Annotated in this window: 13 protein-coding genes; 9 read left to right on the top strand and 4 right to left on the bottom strand. The window is 67.8% G+C overall.

The annotated features are described in order from the left end of the window. Nucleotides 1–15: 15 nt before the first annotated feature. Nucleotides 16–813, bottom strand: coding sequence for an aspartyl/asparaginyl beta-hydroxylase domain-containing protein (locus KK7_RS20275; protein ID WP_010543920.1), 798 nt, complete (start codon nt 811–813; stop codon nt 16–18). A 244-nt stretch (nt 814–1,057) separates the two neighbouring features. Here KK7_RS20275 and KK7_RS0106955 point away from each other — a divergent pair, with 244 nt between their 5' ends. Further along, the gene (locus KK7_RS0106955) at nt 1,058–3,865 is read left to right on the top strand and encodes a M16 family metallopeptidase (RefSeq protein ID WP_237709153.1); all 2,808 of its coding nucleotides are present in this window, start codon (nt 1,058–1,060) and stop codon (nt 3,863–3,865) included. Nucleotides 3,866–3,900: 35 nt separating this feature from the next. Here the strand turns inward: KK7_RS0106955 and KK7_RS0106950 are convergent, their stop codons facing one another. From KK7_RS0106950 to KK7_RS0106940, 3 genes are read right to left on the bottom strand one after another with little or no spacing between them, the layout of a single operon-like run. Next, on the bottom strand, nt 3,901–5,685 hold the full coding sequence (locus KK7_RS0106950; protein WP_010543918.1) for an AMP-dependent synthetase/ligase: 1,785 nt from the start codon (nt 5,683–5,685) through the stop codon (nt 3,901–3,903). A gap of 47 nt (nt 5,686–5,732) precedes the next feature. Further along, nucleotides 5,733–7,451 (bottom strand): gamma-glutamyltransferase, encoded by a 1,719-nt coding sequence (ggt, locus tag KK7_RS0106945; protein ID WP_029622986.1) that lies wholly within the window; start codon nt 7,449–7,451, stop codon nt 5,733–5,735. A 39-nt stretch (nt 7,452–7,490) separates the two neighbouring features. Beyond that, nucleotides 7,491–8,474, bottom strand: coding sequence for a quinone-dependent dihydroorotate dehydrogenase (locus KK7_RS0106940; RefSeq protein WP_100207531.1), 984 nt, complete (start codon nt 8,472–8,474; stop codon nt 7,491–7,493). 252 nt (nt 8,475–8,726) lie between these two features. On the opposite strand from KK7_RS0106940, the gene KK7_RS0106935 reads away from it, so the two are divergent. From KK7_RS0106935 to KK7_RS0106900, 8 genes are all read left to right on the top strand, one after another. After that, the gene (locus KK7_RS0106935) at nt 8,727–9,641 is read left to right on the top strand and encodes an AraC family transcriptional regulator (RefSeq protein WP_237709152.1); all 915 of its coding nucleotides are present in this window, start codon (nt 8,727–8,729) and stop codon (nt 9,639–9,641) included. A 43-nt stretch (nt 9,642–9,684) separates the two neighbouring features. Beyond that, the gene (locus KK7_RS0106930) at nt 9,685–10,197 is read left to right on the top strand and encodes an SUF system Fe-S cluster assembly regulator (protein WP_010543914.1); all 513 of its coding nucleotides are present in this window, start codon (nt 9,685–9,687) and stop codon (nt 10,195–10,197) included. Then, the gene (sufB, locus tag KK7_RS0106925; RefSeq protein WP_010543913.1) at nt 10,197–11,660 is read left to right on the top strand and encodes a Fe-S cluster assembly protein SufB; all 1,464 of its coding nucleotides are present in this window, start codon (nt 10,197–10,199) and stop codon (nt 11,658–11,660) included. The genes KK7_RS0106930 and sufB overlap by 1 nt, the downstream gene beginning before the upstream one ends. Before the next feature lie 91 nt (nt 11,661–11,751). Then, complete coding sequence (locus KK7_RS0106920) at nt 11,752–12,171, top strand: hypothetical protein (protein WP_010543912.1); 420 nt, start codon at nt 11,752–11,754, stop codon at nt 12,169–12,171. A gap of 5 nt (nt 12,172–12,176) precedes the next feature. After that, complete coding sequence (sufC, locus tag KK7_RS0106915) at nt 12,177–12,920, top strand: Fe-S cluster assembly ATPase SufC (RefSeq protein ID WP_010543911.1); 744 nt, start codon at nt 12,177–12,179, stop codon at nt 12,918–12,920. Beyond that, nucleotides 12,917–13,999, top strand: coding sequence for a SufD family Fe-S cluster assembly protein (locus tag KK7_RS0106910; protein ID WP_010543910.1), 1,083 nt, complete (start codon nt 12,917–12,919; stop codon nt 13,997–13,999). Before sufC ends, KK7_RS0106910 begins: the two co-directional genes overlap by 4 nt. 2 nt (nt 14,000–14,001) lie before the next feature. After that, nucleotides 14,002–15,207: a cysteine desulfurase gene (locus tag KK7_RS0106905; RefSeq protein ID WP_086011754.1), complete on the top strand. Its 1,206-nt coding sequence runs from the start codon at nt 14,002–14,004 to the stop codon at nt 15,205–15,207. Continuing rightward, nucleotides 15,204–15,671 (top strand): SUF system Fe-S cluster assembly protein, encoded by a 468-nt coding sequence (locus KK7_RS0106900; protein ID WP_010543908.1) that lies wholly within the window; start codon nt 15,204–15,206, stop codon nt 15,669–15,671. Before KK7_RS0106905 ends, KK7_RS0106900 begins: the two co-directional genes overlap by 4 nt. The last annotated feature ends 75 nt before the right edge of the window (nt 15,672–15,746 follow it).

The raw sequence follows: 15,746 nt of genomic DNA, 5'->3' as shown, positions 1-15,746 counted from the left end.
ACAACGCGGCAAATGTCAGGCGTCGGCCAGGCTCTCACCCCTGTGCCAGCGCCGCAGGTTCGTCCGCGCTTCCTGCACGAAGGCCGACCGGCGGAGCACGGCAATCAGCGTGTCGGCGATCCAGCGACCAGGATTGCGCAAGGGGCGCCGGAACTGGATCAGCAGCACGATGCGGGTATGGGCGCTGTCGTTCCACACCTCATGGTCATAGGTGTCGTCGAACACCAGGGTCTCGCCCTCGGCCCAGCGCACCGTGCGGTTGCCGATTCGCATCCGCACATCGCCGTCGCGCGGCACAACCAGCCCCAGATGGCAGGTGATCAGCCCCTTGGTGACGCCGCGATGCGCCGGGATGTGCGTGCCCGGCGCGAGGATCGAGAAGATCGCGCTGTTGAGGCCGGGGATCTGCTCGATCAGTTGCGAAGTGTGGGGGCAGCGCGCCAGATTTTCGTCGACTCGATAGCCATAGCCACAGAGGAACAGGCTGCGCCATTTGCCGAGCGGCGCGATGGCGCGGTGATCGGGCGAGATCGCCGCGAGCGAGGGCGCGCCCGGCTGGGTGCCGATCGCCGCCAGCGCCTCGTCGCGGATCGTTTCCCAGTCGGCGCGGAGCAGCGCGGTCCAGGCGAAGGCCCGCATGTCGAGCACCGGCGTGTTGGGTACCAGCGAAGAGGCAGCGATGAGTCGGTCGAAGGTGCCGCGCAGATGCTTGCCCCAGCGCAGCAGCAACGGGCGGGGACGGCTGGGCGATTCGACTGCGGCGACCCTGTCGTCCGGCAGCCCGATCGGTACCTCGCTGGTGGCGATGTCCACGCGCAACTTCCCCGCAACCTTCGCGTTGGGCCCGGACTTCGGTGCTGCAACGCAACAATCTCTGCGACCGGTCTAGGCCGTCACTTGGGTCCAAAACATGGCGCGTCCATGGATTCTTGTGGCGTACATCCGGCAGAAAGGTTGCCGGTGGCATGGCGGCAACCTCGCCTCTAGAAAGGGCTTCATGTTCTCACGTCCGCGCACGCCGCGCTTCGCCCTGCTTCTCCTCGCATTCGCGACTCCCATGCTTCCGGCACCCGTGCTGGCGCAGGGACGCCCCGAGGGGGTCCAGACCGCCGAGGATCCCTGGCTCTACAAGGGCAGCGACCTCGTCCATGACGACAAGTGGAAGTTCGGGCGGCTTTCCAACGGCGTGCGCTATGCGGTCCGCAAGAACGGGGTGCCGCCGGGGCAGATCTCGATCCGCGTGCGGATCGACGCCGGCTCGCTGATGGAGCGCGATTCGGAACGCGGCTTCGCCCATCTGCTCGAACATCTCAGCTTCCGCGGCTCGACCTATGTGCCGGACGGCGATTCGAAGCGGATCTGGCAGCGCCTCGGCGTCACCTTCGGCTCCGACAGCAACGCCGCCACGACGTTCATCAGCACCACCTACAAGCTGGACCTGCCCAACGCGACGCCCGAGGGGCTGGACGAGAGCTTCAAGATTCTCTCCGGCATGATGGCCAATCCGGCGATCACCGCCGCCTCGCTCAACGCCGAGCGGCCGGTGGTGCTGGCCGAGGGCCGCGAGCAGCCCGCGCCGCAGAAGCGGATGCAGGATGCGCTCTACCAGCTGATGTTCGCCGGCCAGCTGATCGCCGATCGCGAACCGATCGGCACGGTGGAGGCGCTCAACGCGGCCACGCCCGAGAGCGTGCAGGCCTTCCACGACCGCTGGTACCGCCCCGAGCGCGCCACGGTGATCGCGATCGGCGACGTCGACCCCGCGATCCTCGAGGCGCTGATCAACAAGTATTTCGCGGGCTGGCAGGGCAAAAGCGACCCGCCCAAGACCCCGGACTTCGGCAAGCCCGAAACCGGTCACCCGATCGCGGCCAGCATCGTCGAGCCGGCGCTGCAGCCGGTGGCGATGATGGCGATCGTGCGGCCCTGGACGGTCTATGCCGACACGGTGATCTTCAACCAGAAGCGCATGATCGACATGGTGGCGATCCGCATTCTCAACCGTCGCCTCGAATCGCGGGCGCGTTCGGGTGCGTCGTTCATCGCGGCGGGCGCCGATCTCGACGACATCGCCCGCTCGGCCAACGTCACCACGCTCACCGTGCTGCCGACCGGCGACGATTGGGAAAGCGCGCTGCGCGACGTGCGCGCCACCGCCGCCGAGCTGATGGCCGCGCCGCCGACCCAGGCGGAGATCGATCGCGAGCTGGGCGAGATCGACGCGGTGATGCGCAACCGCATCTCCACCGCGCCGGTCGAGTCCGCCGTGTCGCTCGCGGACGATCTCGTCCAGGCCGTCGACATCAACGAGACGGTGACCACGCCCGAGGCGTCCTACGCCATCTTCAAGGGTGCGATCGCCGCGCGCATGTTCACGCCGGCTGCCGTGCAGGCCTCGGCCAAGAAGGTGTTCGAAGGCACCGCAACGCGCGCGCTGGTCAACACCCATGCCCCCGATCCCGATGTGGTCCGCAAGGTGACCACCGCGCTCCAGGCCGACGTCAAGGCGGCGGCGATGAAGCGGCGCACGCTCAACGTGAAGTTCGATCAGCTGCCGCGCATCGGTGCGCCGGGCAAGGTGGTTTCGCGCACGCGCGTCGACCCGGACATCGCGATCGACGAGGTCACCTATGCCAATGGGGTCAAGCTGCTGATGCGGCAGGACCAGTCCGAAACCGGCAAGGTGTGGGTCAACATCCGCTTCGGCCGCGGCCTGCGGGCGCTGCCGGGCGATCGCCGCGTGCCGGCATGGGCGGGCAAGACCGCGCTGATGGCCAGCGGCATCGGCAAGTTCGGCCAGGAAGAGCTCGACGCGCTGACCGGCAATCGCCAGATCGGCCTCGGCTTCGACATCGAGGAAGACGCCTTCGTCTTCCAGGCGCAGACCAACAAGGAGGATCTGGCCGACCAGCTCCGCCTGTTCGCCACCAAGCTGGCGGCACCCGGCTGGGATCCCAACCCGATCACCCGCGCCAAGGCGGCGACACTGGCGTCGTACGCCGGCCTCTCGGCCTCGCCCGACGCGGTGCTCGGCCGCGACCTCGACCTGCTGCTGCATGACGGCGACCCGCGCTGGGGCGTGCCCAGCCGCGAGGAAGTGGCCGCGCTCACCCCGCAGGCGTTTCGCGCCTTCTGGGAGCCGATCCTCCAGACCGGCCCGATCGAGGTCGAGATCTTCGGCGACATGGATGCCGATGCGACGGTGCAGGCGGTGGCGGCGAGCTTCGGCGCGCTCAAGCCGCGCGCGGGCGGCAAGGAAAGCGGCGCCACGGTGCGCTTCCCGGCGCATGTGACGTCGCCGGTGGTGCGCACGCACACCGGGGCGGTGGATCAGGCCGCGGCGGTGATCGCCTGGCCGACGGGCGGCGGCAGCGCCGGCCTCGCCGAGAGCCGCAAGCTAGAGATTCTGACCGCGGTGTTCCGCGACCGGCTGATCGAGCAGCTGCGCATCCAGGCGGGCGTCAGCTATTCGCCCAGCGTGATGAGCGACTGGCCGCTGGGCTTGCCGGCAGGCGGCAAGATCGTCGGGCTGGGCCTGCTGCCCCCGGACAAGACCGACTTCTTCTTCAAGCTCGCCCGCGCCATCGCGGCGGACCTGGTGGCGAAGCCGATCGACGCCGACGAGCTCAACCGCGCGCTCACCCCGCTCAAGCAGCAGCTGCTGCGCATGTCGAGCGGCAACATGTTCTGGATGAACCTGGTCGAGGGCGGCACCCAGGATCCCGCACGGATCGCGGGCATGCGCAGCCTGGCCAAGGACTATGCGGCGACCACCCCGGCGGAGCTGCAGGCGCTCGCCGCCAAGTATCTGCGCCCGGACAAGGACTGGACCATGGTGGTGGTGCCGGAGAAGACGGCGAAGTAAGGCCTGGATCCTCCCCCGGAACGGGGAGGATCTTTTCAGTACAGCGTGTCCAGCCGCTCCGCATAGACCGCCTTCAGCACGTGCCGGCGGATCTTCATGCTCGGCGTCAGCTGTTCGTTCTCGATGGTGAACGCCTCGTCGGCGAGGATGAACTTGCGCACCCGCTCGATCACCGAGAGATCGCGGTTCACCCGCTCCACCGCCGCGCCGATCGTCGCCTTGAAGTCGGCGTCACGGGAGAGGTTGCGGAACTTGCAGGGCGTCGCGGTCTTCGCGCAGAATTCCTGCACCCATTCGGGATCGGGCACGATCACCGCGGTCATGTAGGGCCGCTTGTCGCCATAAATCATCGCCTGCAGGATCTCGGGCTGCAGCGTCAGCATGCCCTCGATCTTCTGGGGCGAGACATTGTCGCCCTTGTCGTTGACGATGATGTCCTTCTTGCGATCGGTGATCTTGATGCGGCCTTTCGCATCGATCTCCCCGATGTCGCCGGTGTGGAGCCAGCCGTTCTTCAGCACCCGCTCGGTCTCGGCTTCGTTGCGCCAATAGCCGTGCATCACCAGCTCGCCGCGCACCAGAATCTCGCCATCCTCGGCGATCTTCACTTCCACGCCCTCGAGCGGCGGGCCCACCGTGTCCATCTTCAGGCCGGCGGCAGGCCGGTTGCACGAGATCACCGGCGCCGCCTCGGTCTGGCCATAGCCCTGGAGGAAGGTCAGGCCGAGCGATTCGAAGAAGATGCCGACCTCGGGGTTGAGCGGCGCGCCGCCCGAGACCAGCGCCTTGATCCGCCCGCCGAAGCGCTTGGCCAGCTTCGGCCGCAGCGTGGCGCCGAGCAGCAGGTTCATCGGCGCGTCGCGCAGGCCGGATTTGCCCGCCGCCTTGCGGCCGCCGATCGCCACCGCCTTTTCGAGCAGGTAGCTGGCGACGGCGCCCTGCTTTTCCACCTGCTTGGTGATGCGGGTGCGCAGCACCTCGAACAGGCGGGGGACCACCACCATGATGGTCGGGCGCACCTCTTCGATGTTCGAGGCGAGCTTTTCCAAGCCTTCCGAATAGTAGATCTGCCCGCCCAGCGCGATCGGGAAGAACTGCCCGCCGGTATGTTCATAGGCGTGGGAGAGGGGGAGGAAGGAGAGGAATACCTCGTCCTCCCAGCCGAAATCCTCCGAGATCACGGTCACGCAGCCCTGGCAATTGTGCAGGATGGCGCCGTGATGCTGCATCACCCCGCGGGGCGATCCGCCGGTGCCGCTGGTGTAGATGATGCAGGCAAGGTCCTCGCGGCGGAAGGTCGCCTCGGCGGCGGCGCTGGCGGCATCGGTGGGATGGGCGGCGATCAGTTCGCGGAAGTCGTGGACCTCCAGCGTGCCGTGCTGGGCGAGGCGGACATCGTCGATGCCGATGACGATGCGGCCGGCCGAGGAACGCAGCATCGCCGGCAGCAGCGTCTTGGCCAGCTTGGTGTTCGACACGATCACCGCGCAGGCGCCCGAATTCTCTAGGATGTGCTGGTGATCGCGCTCGGTGTTGGTGGTGTAGGTGGGGACGGTAACGCAGCCCGCGGCCATGATGGCGAGGTCGCTGATGCAGAATTCGGGGCGATTCTCGCTGACCAGCATGACCCGGTCGCCGGGCTTCAGCCCGAGCGCCTTGAGCGCGGTGGCGAGGCTGGCAACCTGGGCGGCCGCTTCGGCCCAGCTGGTCGGGTGCCATTTCCCGCCCGCCTTGTGCCAAAGGAACGGCGCCTCGCCCTTCTCCGCGGCGCGCGTGAAGAACATCGCCACCAGATTTTCAAACCGTTCGAGCTTGCGCATTCTCTCTCCCCTGCGGTCGCCGCTTTCTGTCCTGCGATCGTCCCGCGTCATTCCGAGGGGCGGTTGGGCTTCATGCCCACCCGCCGGATAACCGTTATCGTGCCGTCCTGATCCATTGCCACGCCCTCGCTGCGCGGATCGGCGGCGCCGACCCAGCGGCCGCCCACCCGCTCGATCGCATTGGCCTTCAGGCCGAGCGGGGCGGGGCGGAGATCCTCGCCGAGTGCCCGTAGCGCCGGCAGCAGCGCATCGAGCTGGGTGTTCTGCTCGGCGATGCCGCCCTTGGCGGGCGCGTAGAGCAGGCCGAGGCCGATCGCGTCCTGCGCAGAAAGCTTCCAGTCGATCACGCCGACGATCGCCTTGGCGACCTGCGCGATGATCGTCGAGCCGCCTGCCGCGCCCACTGCAAGGCGCACGTTGCCGTCCGGGCCGAACACGATCGTCGGCGCCATCGAGCTGCGCGGCCGCTTGCCGCCCTCCACGCGGTTGGCGACGCGGTAGCCGTCCTTCACGGGCACGAAGTCGAAATCGGTGAGCTGGTTGTTGAGGATCGCGCCGTCCACCGTCAGGCCCGAACCGAACGGTCCTTCGACGGTCGTCGTCACTTCCACGACATTGCCGGTGCCGTCGGTTACCGCCAGATCGGTGGTGCCGGCGACTTCCTGCACCTTGGCGAGCACGCGCTTCGGCGCGCCCGGTGGCGTGCCGGCGGCGATGCTGGACATCGTCCGGGCGGGGTCGATCAGCTTGGAGCGGCTGGCGATATAACGGCGATCGAGCAGGCCCTGGAGCGGCACCGACACGAAGTCGGGATCGCCGAGGTACAGGTCGCGATCGGCATAGGCGAGGCGCGAGCTTTCCGCGAACAGATGCCAGGCGGTGGCCGAATCCTTGCCCAGCCTGGCCATGTCGAACCGCTCGAGCTGCGCCAGGATCATCAGCACGGTCACGCCGCCCGATGAGGGCGGACCCATCGAGCAAACCTTGTAGCCACGATAGCGCCCGCACAGCACCGGCCGCACCTTGGCGTCATAGGCGGCGAGGTCGCCCACGGTCATTTTCGACGGGTTGCGCGCGGCGCCGTTGACCGTGGCGACGATCTTCGCCGCTTGCGGGCCGACATAGAAGCTGTCCGGGCCCTGGGTGGCGATGCGCTCCAGCAGGGCTGCCTGCTCGGGATTGCGCACCACGCTGCCGGCGGGCAGCGGCTTGCCGTCGGCGCCGGCGAAGATGGCCCGATAGACGGGATCGACATGGCCCGAGAATTGGGTGAGCGAATTGTTGAGCCGCGGCGTCACCTCGAACCCGTCGCGGGCAAGGCGGATCGCGGGGGCGAACAGCTTCGCCCAAGCGAGCTTGCCCGATGTGCGGTGCGCCAGCGCCATCGCACGGATCGCGCCCGGCACGCCGACGCTGCGCCCGCCCGGCACCGCCGCGGACCGGCCGAGCGGCTTGCCCGCGGCATCGTAGAACCAGTGATCGTCGGCAGCCATCGGGGCGGTCTCGCGGCCGTCCACCGTGGTGGTGGCGCGGGTCTTCGCGTCGTACAGCACCAGGAAGCTGCCGCCGCCCAGCCCCGAGCTCTGCGGCTCGACCACGCCGAGCGCGAGCATCGTCGCGATCGCGGCATCGGTGGCGCTGCCGCCTTCGCGCAGGATCTCCACGCCCGCCGCGGCGGCGCGCGGATCGGCCGCACTCACCATGCCCTGGGCATGGGCGAGGAGCGGGGCGAACAGGGCAAGGAACAACGCGGCCGTTTTCTTCATCGGCCTAGGGGTAGCGCGCTTTGCCCGGGAGGCAAGCCGTCAGGCGAGGGCGCGCGCGATGGCGCGTGCCAGTCCGGGGCCGCGATAGACCAGCGCCGAGTAGATCTGCACCAGCACCGCCCCTGCGTCGATGCGGCGCTTCGCCTCATCCGGCCCGTCGATGCCGCCGGCCGAGATCAGCGGCAATTGCCCGCCCGAGAGTTCCCGCGCCTCGATCAGCTTGGCGCGGGCGAGCGCCTTGAGCGGCTTGCCCGAGAGACCGCCGGCCTCGCCCCTCTGGGAGGACGCGAGCGGCGGGCGCGAGATGGTGGTGTTGGAAACGATCAGCGCATCGACATGATGGTCGATCGCCGCACGAACCGCGCCTTCCAGCCCGGTCCGGTCGAGATCGGGGGCGACCTTGAGGAACAGCGGCGTGGTACCGCGAGCTGCATCTGCCGCCGCGAGCAGTTCGTCGAGCGCCGGTCGCGATTGCAGGTCGCGCAGACCCGGCGTGTTGGGCGAGCTGACGTTGATCGTGATATAGTCGGCGAGCGGCGCGGCCTTGGTGACTCCCAGCGCATAGTCGGCGACGCGGTCGGTCGAATCTTTGTTCGCGCCGACATTGATTCCGAGCATGCCGGGGCGCTGCCTGGGCGACAGCCGGGCGATTCGCGCGAGTGCCGCGTCGATGCCGCCATTGTTGAAGCCCATACGATTGATCACCGCCTCGTCCTCGACCAACCGGAACAGGCGGGGGCGGGGATTGCCGGGCTGGGCGCGCGGTGTAAGCGTGCCGACCTCGACCGCGCCGAAGCCCAGGCCGAATAGCCCCGCAATCGCTTCGGCGTCCTTGTCGAGCCCCGCCGCAAGACCGACCCGGTTCGGGAAGGTAAGCCCGGCCAGTGTGACCGGCGTCGCCGATTCAGGACCGCCGCCAAACGGCGTGCGGATCGCGCCCCACGCCCCGAGCGTGCGAATCGCGCCGCGATGGGCGCGTTCCGGGTCGATCGAATAGGCCATTTGGCGAAGAAAATTGCTCATGAACTTGCCCATGCAACGCGCTGCAAACGTCGTCAAAGTGCGGAATGTCGATTCCGTACAATACCGGGGCTCCCGATTCGGGTAGAGAGGCGATGCGACCCGAGGGGTTCCGCTTAACGGGGGGAACCCTTTCCTTCTGGCCCGGCCGGGCGACTGGCCGGGCCACTTTTCCGTTGCGATTCTGGCAAAGACCTGCTCCTGCTGTGTGACGAACCGAAGCACAGGGGAAACAAGCTTCGCATGCGTGGCGCCTTGGCGGACCCAGTCGTGGTGATCGACCGCGACGGCATGCCTCCACTTTTCGACATTCAGTTCCTGCCGTCCGTCGGCCGGCTGATCCCCCATGTGGAGAGCTTCTACCTCTGCCATGTCGATCGTTCGGTGATCGACGGGGTGGAGCGGGTCGATCTTGGCCAGTGGCGCTTCTTCCTCGACGGCAAGGGCAGCGTTACCTTTCCGGACGGTCACGTTGAAACGACGATGCCGGTGATGGTGACCGGTCCCGGCACCGCGCACTGGACCTATCATATCGATGGACCTTTCCGGTGCTTCGGCCTGTCGCTGCGCGGAATCGGCTGGCGCACGCTGATCGGTCGCCCGGCAAATGAGGTGGCGGACCGGCTGGTCGATGCCGCCGATCTGTTCGGACCCGAGATCCTCGACCTGCATGCCCGGCTTTGCACGCTGAACACGCTGGAGGAGATGGTGGCCGCGATCGAGCCGCTGCTGCTCCGCCGCCTCGATTCGGCGCGGCGTATCCCGAAAGCGCATCTCGCCTTCCTGCGGATCGTGCGGGAGTGGGCGGCGGGCGGCGATCCGACGATCGACTCGCTCTACGAGGCGATGGAAACCGAAACCGGCATGGGTCAGCGCCAGGTGCAGCGGCTGTGCAAGGAGTATTTCGCCGGCCCGCCCAACCATCTTCGCCGCAAGTTCCGCGCGATCGGCGCGGCGATGCGCATCCGCAAGGGGGCATCGCTCGACGAGGTGATGGCGCCCTTTGCCGACCAGTCGCACATGATCAACGAGATCAAGCACTTCACCGGCCATACGCCGCGCTCGCTGCGCGACGGTATCGATCCGGTGCTGGCGGTAACGCTGGAAAACGAGAAGTTCCACTTTCTCCCCGATGTGATCCCCGAGACAGTTGACCTGAGCGGCCGCTGAGCCCACATGCCCAATCGGATCAACTTTGTCCGATTGGGAGTCGATGCGTCTTTCGAGCCTTGCCGACTATGCCGTGGTGATGCTGGCCGCTGCCGCGCGTCAGTGCGGCGCGTCGTGTCGGCTGAACGCGACGCTGCTCGCGAGCGAGACCGGGCTGCCGCTCCCCACCGTGCAGAAGCTGGTGAGCAAGCTCTCTGCCGCGGGCCTGATCGAGAGCGCGCGCGGTACCGGCGGGGGCTTCAGGCTCGCCCGGCCGCCGGCTGCGATCAGCCTTGCCGATATCGTCGAGGCCATTGAAGGCCCGATCGCGCTGACCGTCTGCGTCGACTCGGCCCGTCATGACTGTGCCGTAGAAGGCAATTGCCGGGTAAAGCCGCATTGGGGCGTGGTGAGCGACGCGGTCCGCTCGGCGCTCGCCCAGGTCAGCCTTGCCAGCCTCAGCACGCCCCCGGCGCTTGCGGGTCTCGCCGCACCGGTGCATGGGCACGCACCTTCCTCGTCCGACCTTTCTTCTCCTTCTCCGGTGCTCGCCGGGGAAAGCCAGGTATCTTTCTGATGGCCACCAAGAATGCAGAGGCGCTCGCCGCCGCGAACAAGAAGTACGAATGGGGCTTCGCCTCGGACGTCGAACAGGAGTTCGCGCCCAAGGGGTTGAGCGAGGATACCGTTCGCTACATCTCGGCCAAGAAGAACGAGCCGGAATGGATGCTCGACTGGCGGCTCAAGGCGTTCCGCCTGTGGCAGACGCTGGAGGCGCCGGACTGGGCCAAGCTTAACGTGCCGCCGATCGACTATCAGGACGCGTATTATTACGCCGAGCCCAAGCAGAAGAAGACGATCGCCAGCCTCGACGAGCTCGATCCGGAAATCCGCCGGACCTACGAGAAGCTCGGCATCCCGATCGAGGAGCAGAAGGTGCTCGCCGGCGTCGAGGGATCGCGCAAGATCGCGGTCGACGCGGTGTTCGACTCGGTGTCCGTTGCGACCACGTTCCGCGCCGAGCTGAAGGCGGCGGGCGTCATCTTCCTGTCGATCAGCGAGGCGATCCGGGAGTATCCCGAGCTGGTCCAGAAGTGGCTGGGCAAGGTGGTGCCGCAGCGCGACAATTATTTCGCGACGCTCAACAGCGCGGTCTTCTCCGACGGCACCTTCGTCTATGTGCCGGAGGGCGTGCGCTGCCCGATGGAGCTGTCCACCTATTTCCGAATCAACGCGGAGAATACCGGCCAGTTCGAACGCACGCTGATCGTCGCCGACAAGGGGGCGTACGTCTCCTATCTCGAAGGCTGCACCGCGCCGATGCGCGACGAGAACCAGCTACACGCCGCAGTGGTGGAACTGGTCGCGCTCGACGATGCCGAGATCAAATATTCGACCGTCCAGAACTGGTATCCGGGCGACGAGAACGGCGTGGGCGGTATCTACAACTTCGTCACCAAGCGCGCGCTGTGCCAGGGCCGCAACTCCAAGGTGAGCTGGACCCAGGTCGAGACCGGCTCGGCGATCACCTGGAAATACCCCAGCTGCGTGCTGGCGGGCGAGAACTCGGTCGGCGAGTTCTATTCGGTGGCGGTCACCAACAACCGCCAGCAGGCCGATACCGGCACCAAGATGATTCATCTGGGCAAGGGAAGCCGCTCGACCATCGTGTCGAAGGGCATCTCGGCCGGGCGCAGCGACAACACCTATCGCGGGCTGGTCCGCGTGGCGGCGAGCGCGGAGAATGTCCGCAACTTCACCCAGTGCGATTCGCTGCTGCTCGGCGACCAGTGCGGCGCGCACACCGTGCCCTATATCGAGGTGAAGAACCCGAGCGCGCAGATCGAGCACGAGGCGACCACCAGCAAGATCAGCGACGACCAGCTGTTCTACGCGCTCCAGCGCGGGCTGGACCAGGAAGCGGCGGTGGCGCTGATCGTCAACGGCTTTGCCCGCGAAGTGCTGCAGCAGCTGCCGATGGAGTTCGCGGTCGAGGCGCAGAAGCTGCTCGGGATTTCGCTCGAAGGCTCGGTCGGATGATCGGTCCCGCTGCCTTCGCTCAGCCTGCGCTCATGTCGGCTGACCTACGGACGACGCAGGGCCGCGTTCCGGGCCCGCAGGAGTATCGTGCATGTTGAACGCTCTTCTCGCCGCTGCCTTCGCCCTCCAGTCGGGCGTTGCGGTCGACAGCTCGGCCCAGTTCGGCGCAGCGACCAACCATGCGCGCTGCATCGTCCGCGCGATCGGCGTCGCGCCGGCGGATGCCGGTGCGCGCTCGGCCAAGGTCGCCAGCGCAATCAAGCAGTGCCGCGACTTCCTCGATTCCGATTTCCAGGCCGGCCGCCTGCTGCTCAACGACAAGCCCTATCAGCCGAGCGCCTGGCGCAAGCTGACGCCGGTGCTCGATTCGATCGAGGCCGATATCAAGGCCAGCGTGACCGCGCCCAAACAATACAAGATCATGTGGAAGCTGCCCGACGGCTCCCTGGTCGATGCCTATGACGTGGGCACCCCGCCCAAGACCCTCTCTCTCGTGACCGTGGCGATCTGAACCCCATGCTGAACATCCAGAACCTGCACGCCGAAGTCGACGGCAAGGAAATCCTCAAGGGCCTGAGCCTCTCCGTGAATGCGGGTGAGGTCCATGCGATCATGGGCCCGAATGGTGCCGGCAAGTCGACGCTCGGCTATGTCCTCGGCGGCCGGGGCGGCTACGAGGCGACCAGCGGCAGCGTCACCTTCGACGGGCAGGATCTGCTGGAACTCGAGCCGCACGAGCGTGCGGCCGCCGGCCTGTTCCTCGGTTTCCAGTATCCGGTCGAGATCCCCGGCGTGTCCAACGTCCAGTTCCTGCGCGAGGCGGCCAATGCCCAGCGCCGCAACCGCGGCGAGGCCCCGCTTTCGGGCGCCGAGTTCCTCAAGCTGGCGCGCGCCCAGGCGGCGGCGCTCGGCATGGATGCGGAGATGCTCAAGCGGCCGGTCAATGTCGGCTTTTCGGGCGGCGAGAAGAAGCGCAACGAGATGGTGCAGATGGGGATCCTGAACCCCAAGCTCGCCATCCTCGACGAGACTGACAGCGGCCTCGACATCGACGCGCTGAAGGCGGTGGGCGAGGGCATCAACCGCATCATGCGCGCGCCCGACAAGGCCGTGCTGCTGATCACCCATTACCAGCGCCTGCTCGACTATGTGCAGCCGGACTTCGTCCATGTGCTGGCGGGCGGTCGTATCGTCCGCTCGGGCGGGCCCGAACTCGCGCTCGAGCTGGAGCGCGAAGGCTATGGAGCGCTGGCGGCGTGACCGTGCTCGATCTTCCCTCGGCCAAGGCGGAGGCGTGGCGCTGGTCCGACATGGACACGCTGCGCGCTGCCGCCGAGACCCCACAGGCGCCGACGGGCGTCGATCCGGCAAGCCTGTTCCTCGACATCGACGGCCCGCGCCTGTGCTTCGTCGACGGCGTGTTCGAGCCTGCGCATAGCCGCCCGGGCCCGGTGGAAGTCACGCGGCAGATCGCCGCGACCGATCACCCGCTCGGCAGTCTCGCGGTGGGCGAGGGCTGGGTGCTGCACCTCGGTTCCGAGCATGCTGCGACCTGCATCCAGGTCGTCCACATCGGCACCGGCGGCGAGAATCACGTCCCCGCGCGCATCCTGCTCGCCGACGACGCCGTCGCATCCGTTGTCGAGACCTTTGCCGGCACCGGCTGGGCCAACCGTCTGACCGCGATCGCGCTCGGCAAGGGCGCGCGGCTGATGCGATCGGTGCGGCTGGTGCAGACCGGCGGCTTCGTCTCGATCCGTGACGAGGCGGAGATCGGCGAGGCGGCGAGCCTTGTCTCGATCTTCCTCGGCGCGGGCGGCATGGGCAGCCGGATCGACGGCGCGCTGACGCTTACCGGCAAGGGCGCGTTCGCCGAGATGGGCGGCGCGCTGCTCACCAGCGGTACCCAGCGGCAGGAAGCTGCGGTCGCGGTGCGCCACGAGCAGATCGAAGGCACGTCGCGCCAGATCTGGCGCGCGGTCGCGGCCGATCAGTCGGTGGCGAGCCTTGCCGCGCGGGTGGAAGTCGCGCGCGGGGCGCAGCAGACCGATGGCGAACAGTCGCTGCGCGGGCTGCTGCTCCAGCGCAGCGCGACGGTGAATTTGAAGCCCGAGCTCGAAATCTTCGCTGACGACGTGAAGTGCGCGCACGGCGCGACCGTGGGCGAACTCGATCGCAACGCGCTCTTCTACCTGCAGAGCCGGGGCATCGAGGAATCGCAGGCCAAGGCGCTGCTGACCCATGCCTTTGTCGCGGACGCGCTCGCGCGGATCGGCGAGGCGCCGGTGCGCGAGGCATTCGCGGCGGATGCGGCGGCTTGGCTGGAGGCAGCGCTGTGAGCGTGCTGACCACTGCCGCCCCGCTCGATGTTCTTGCCGACTTCCCGGCGATCCCGCCCGGCTGGGCCTATCTCGACACCGCCGCGACGTCGCAAAAGCCGCGCCCGGTGCTGGACGCGATCGCGCGCGGCTATGGCGAGACCTATGCCACCGTCCATCGCGGCGTGTACCAGCGCTCGGCCGACATGACGCTCGCCTTCGAGGCGGCGCGTGCGCGGGTGGCCAGGTTCATCGGCGGCAAGCCGGAGGAAGTGGTGTTCGTCCGCGGTGCGACCGAAGGGATCAACCTCGTGGCGCAATGCTATGCCGCGACTCAATTGAAGGCCGGCGACCGCATCCTGCTCTCGGCGCTGGAGCATCATTCGAACATCGTGCCGTGGCAGATGGCCGCCGAGAAGATCGGCGCGCAGATCGACGTGGTGCCGCTCACCGCCGATCACCGTATCGACCTCGACGCGATGGCGGCGATGCTGACCGACCGCCACAAGCTGGTCGCGCTCGCCCATGTCTCCAACGTGCTGGGTTCTGTTCTCGACGTGCGCCGCGCGGTGGACCTCGCGCACGGTGTCGGCGCCAGGATCCTGATCGACGGCTGCCAGGCGGTCGCGCGGCTTGCGGTGAACGTCGCCGAGCTGGGCTGCGACTTCTACGTCTTCTCCGGCCACAAGCTCTACGGCCCGACCGGCATCGGCGTGCTGTGGGGCCGCTACGAGCTGCTCGACGCCATGCCCCCCTATCAGGGCGGCGGATCGATGATCGACCGGGTCAGCTTTGCCAAGACCACCTATGCGCCCCCGCCGGGCCGCTTCGAGGCGGGCACCCCGCACATCGTCGGCGTGGTCGGGCTGCATGCGGCGATCGACTATGTCGACGGCATCGGGCTCGACCGCATCCATGCGCGCGAAACCGCGCTGGTTACCGAAACGCGCGCGGCGCTGTCGGGAATCAACAGCGTGCGGCTGTTCGGGCCAGCGGACAGCGCCGGGATCGTCAGCTTCGCGGTGGAGGGTGTGCACCCGCACGACGTCGCGACGATCCTCGACGAGGGCAGTGTCGCGATCCGTGCCGGGCATCACTGCGCTCAGCCCCTGATGGAGTTGCTGGAGGTCCCCGCCACCGCGCGGGCGAGCTTCGGCGTGTATAACGGGCCGGCGGACGTCGCCGCGCTCGTGCGAGGAATCGAACGGGTGACGAGGATCTTCGGATGAACGAAGAACGCAGGATCGTGGTGGAAGAAGTCGATGCCGTCGAGGCACCGCCCAAGGCGCGCGTCGACGAGGCGATCGAGCCCGCCGCCGAGCGCAAGCGCGACTATCTCTCCGGCTTCCTCTCGCAGAAGCCGGTCGAGCCGGGTGCTGGCGAGCCCGGCGGCCCGCTCTACGAAGCGGTGATCGAGGCGCTCAAGGAGATTTACGACCCGGAGATTCCGGTCAATCTCTACGACCTGGGCCTGATCTACGGCGTCGACATCACCGCGAACGGCCATGCCGCGATCACCATGACGCTGACCACGCCGCATTGTCCGGTCGCGGAATCGATGCCGGGCGAAGTCGAGCTGCGGGTGAGCGCGGTGCCGGGCATCGCCACGGCCGAGGTCAACCTGGTCTGGGATCCGCCCTGGGACCCGCAGAAGATGAGCGACGAGGCGAAGCTGGAACTGGGGATGTTGTGACTTACAAAGCCCCTCCCCTTCAGGCGCATCGGGTCGGCGCTGCCCCCGGCAGCGCCTGAACAGCGCGGGGCGCTG

The sequence above is a fragment of the Sphingomonas elodea ATCC 31461 genome (assembly GCF_000226955.1).
Taxonomy (GTDB): domain Bacteria; phylum Pseudomonadota; class Alphaproteobacteria; order Sphingomonadales; family Sphingomonadaceae; genus Sphingomonas; species Sphingomonas elodea.
This window is presented reverse-complemented; position numbering and strand designations above follow the sequence as displayed.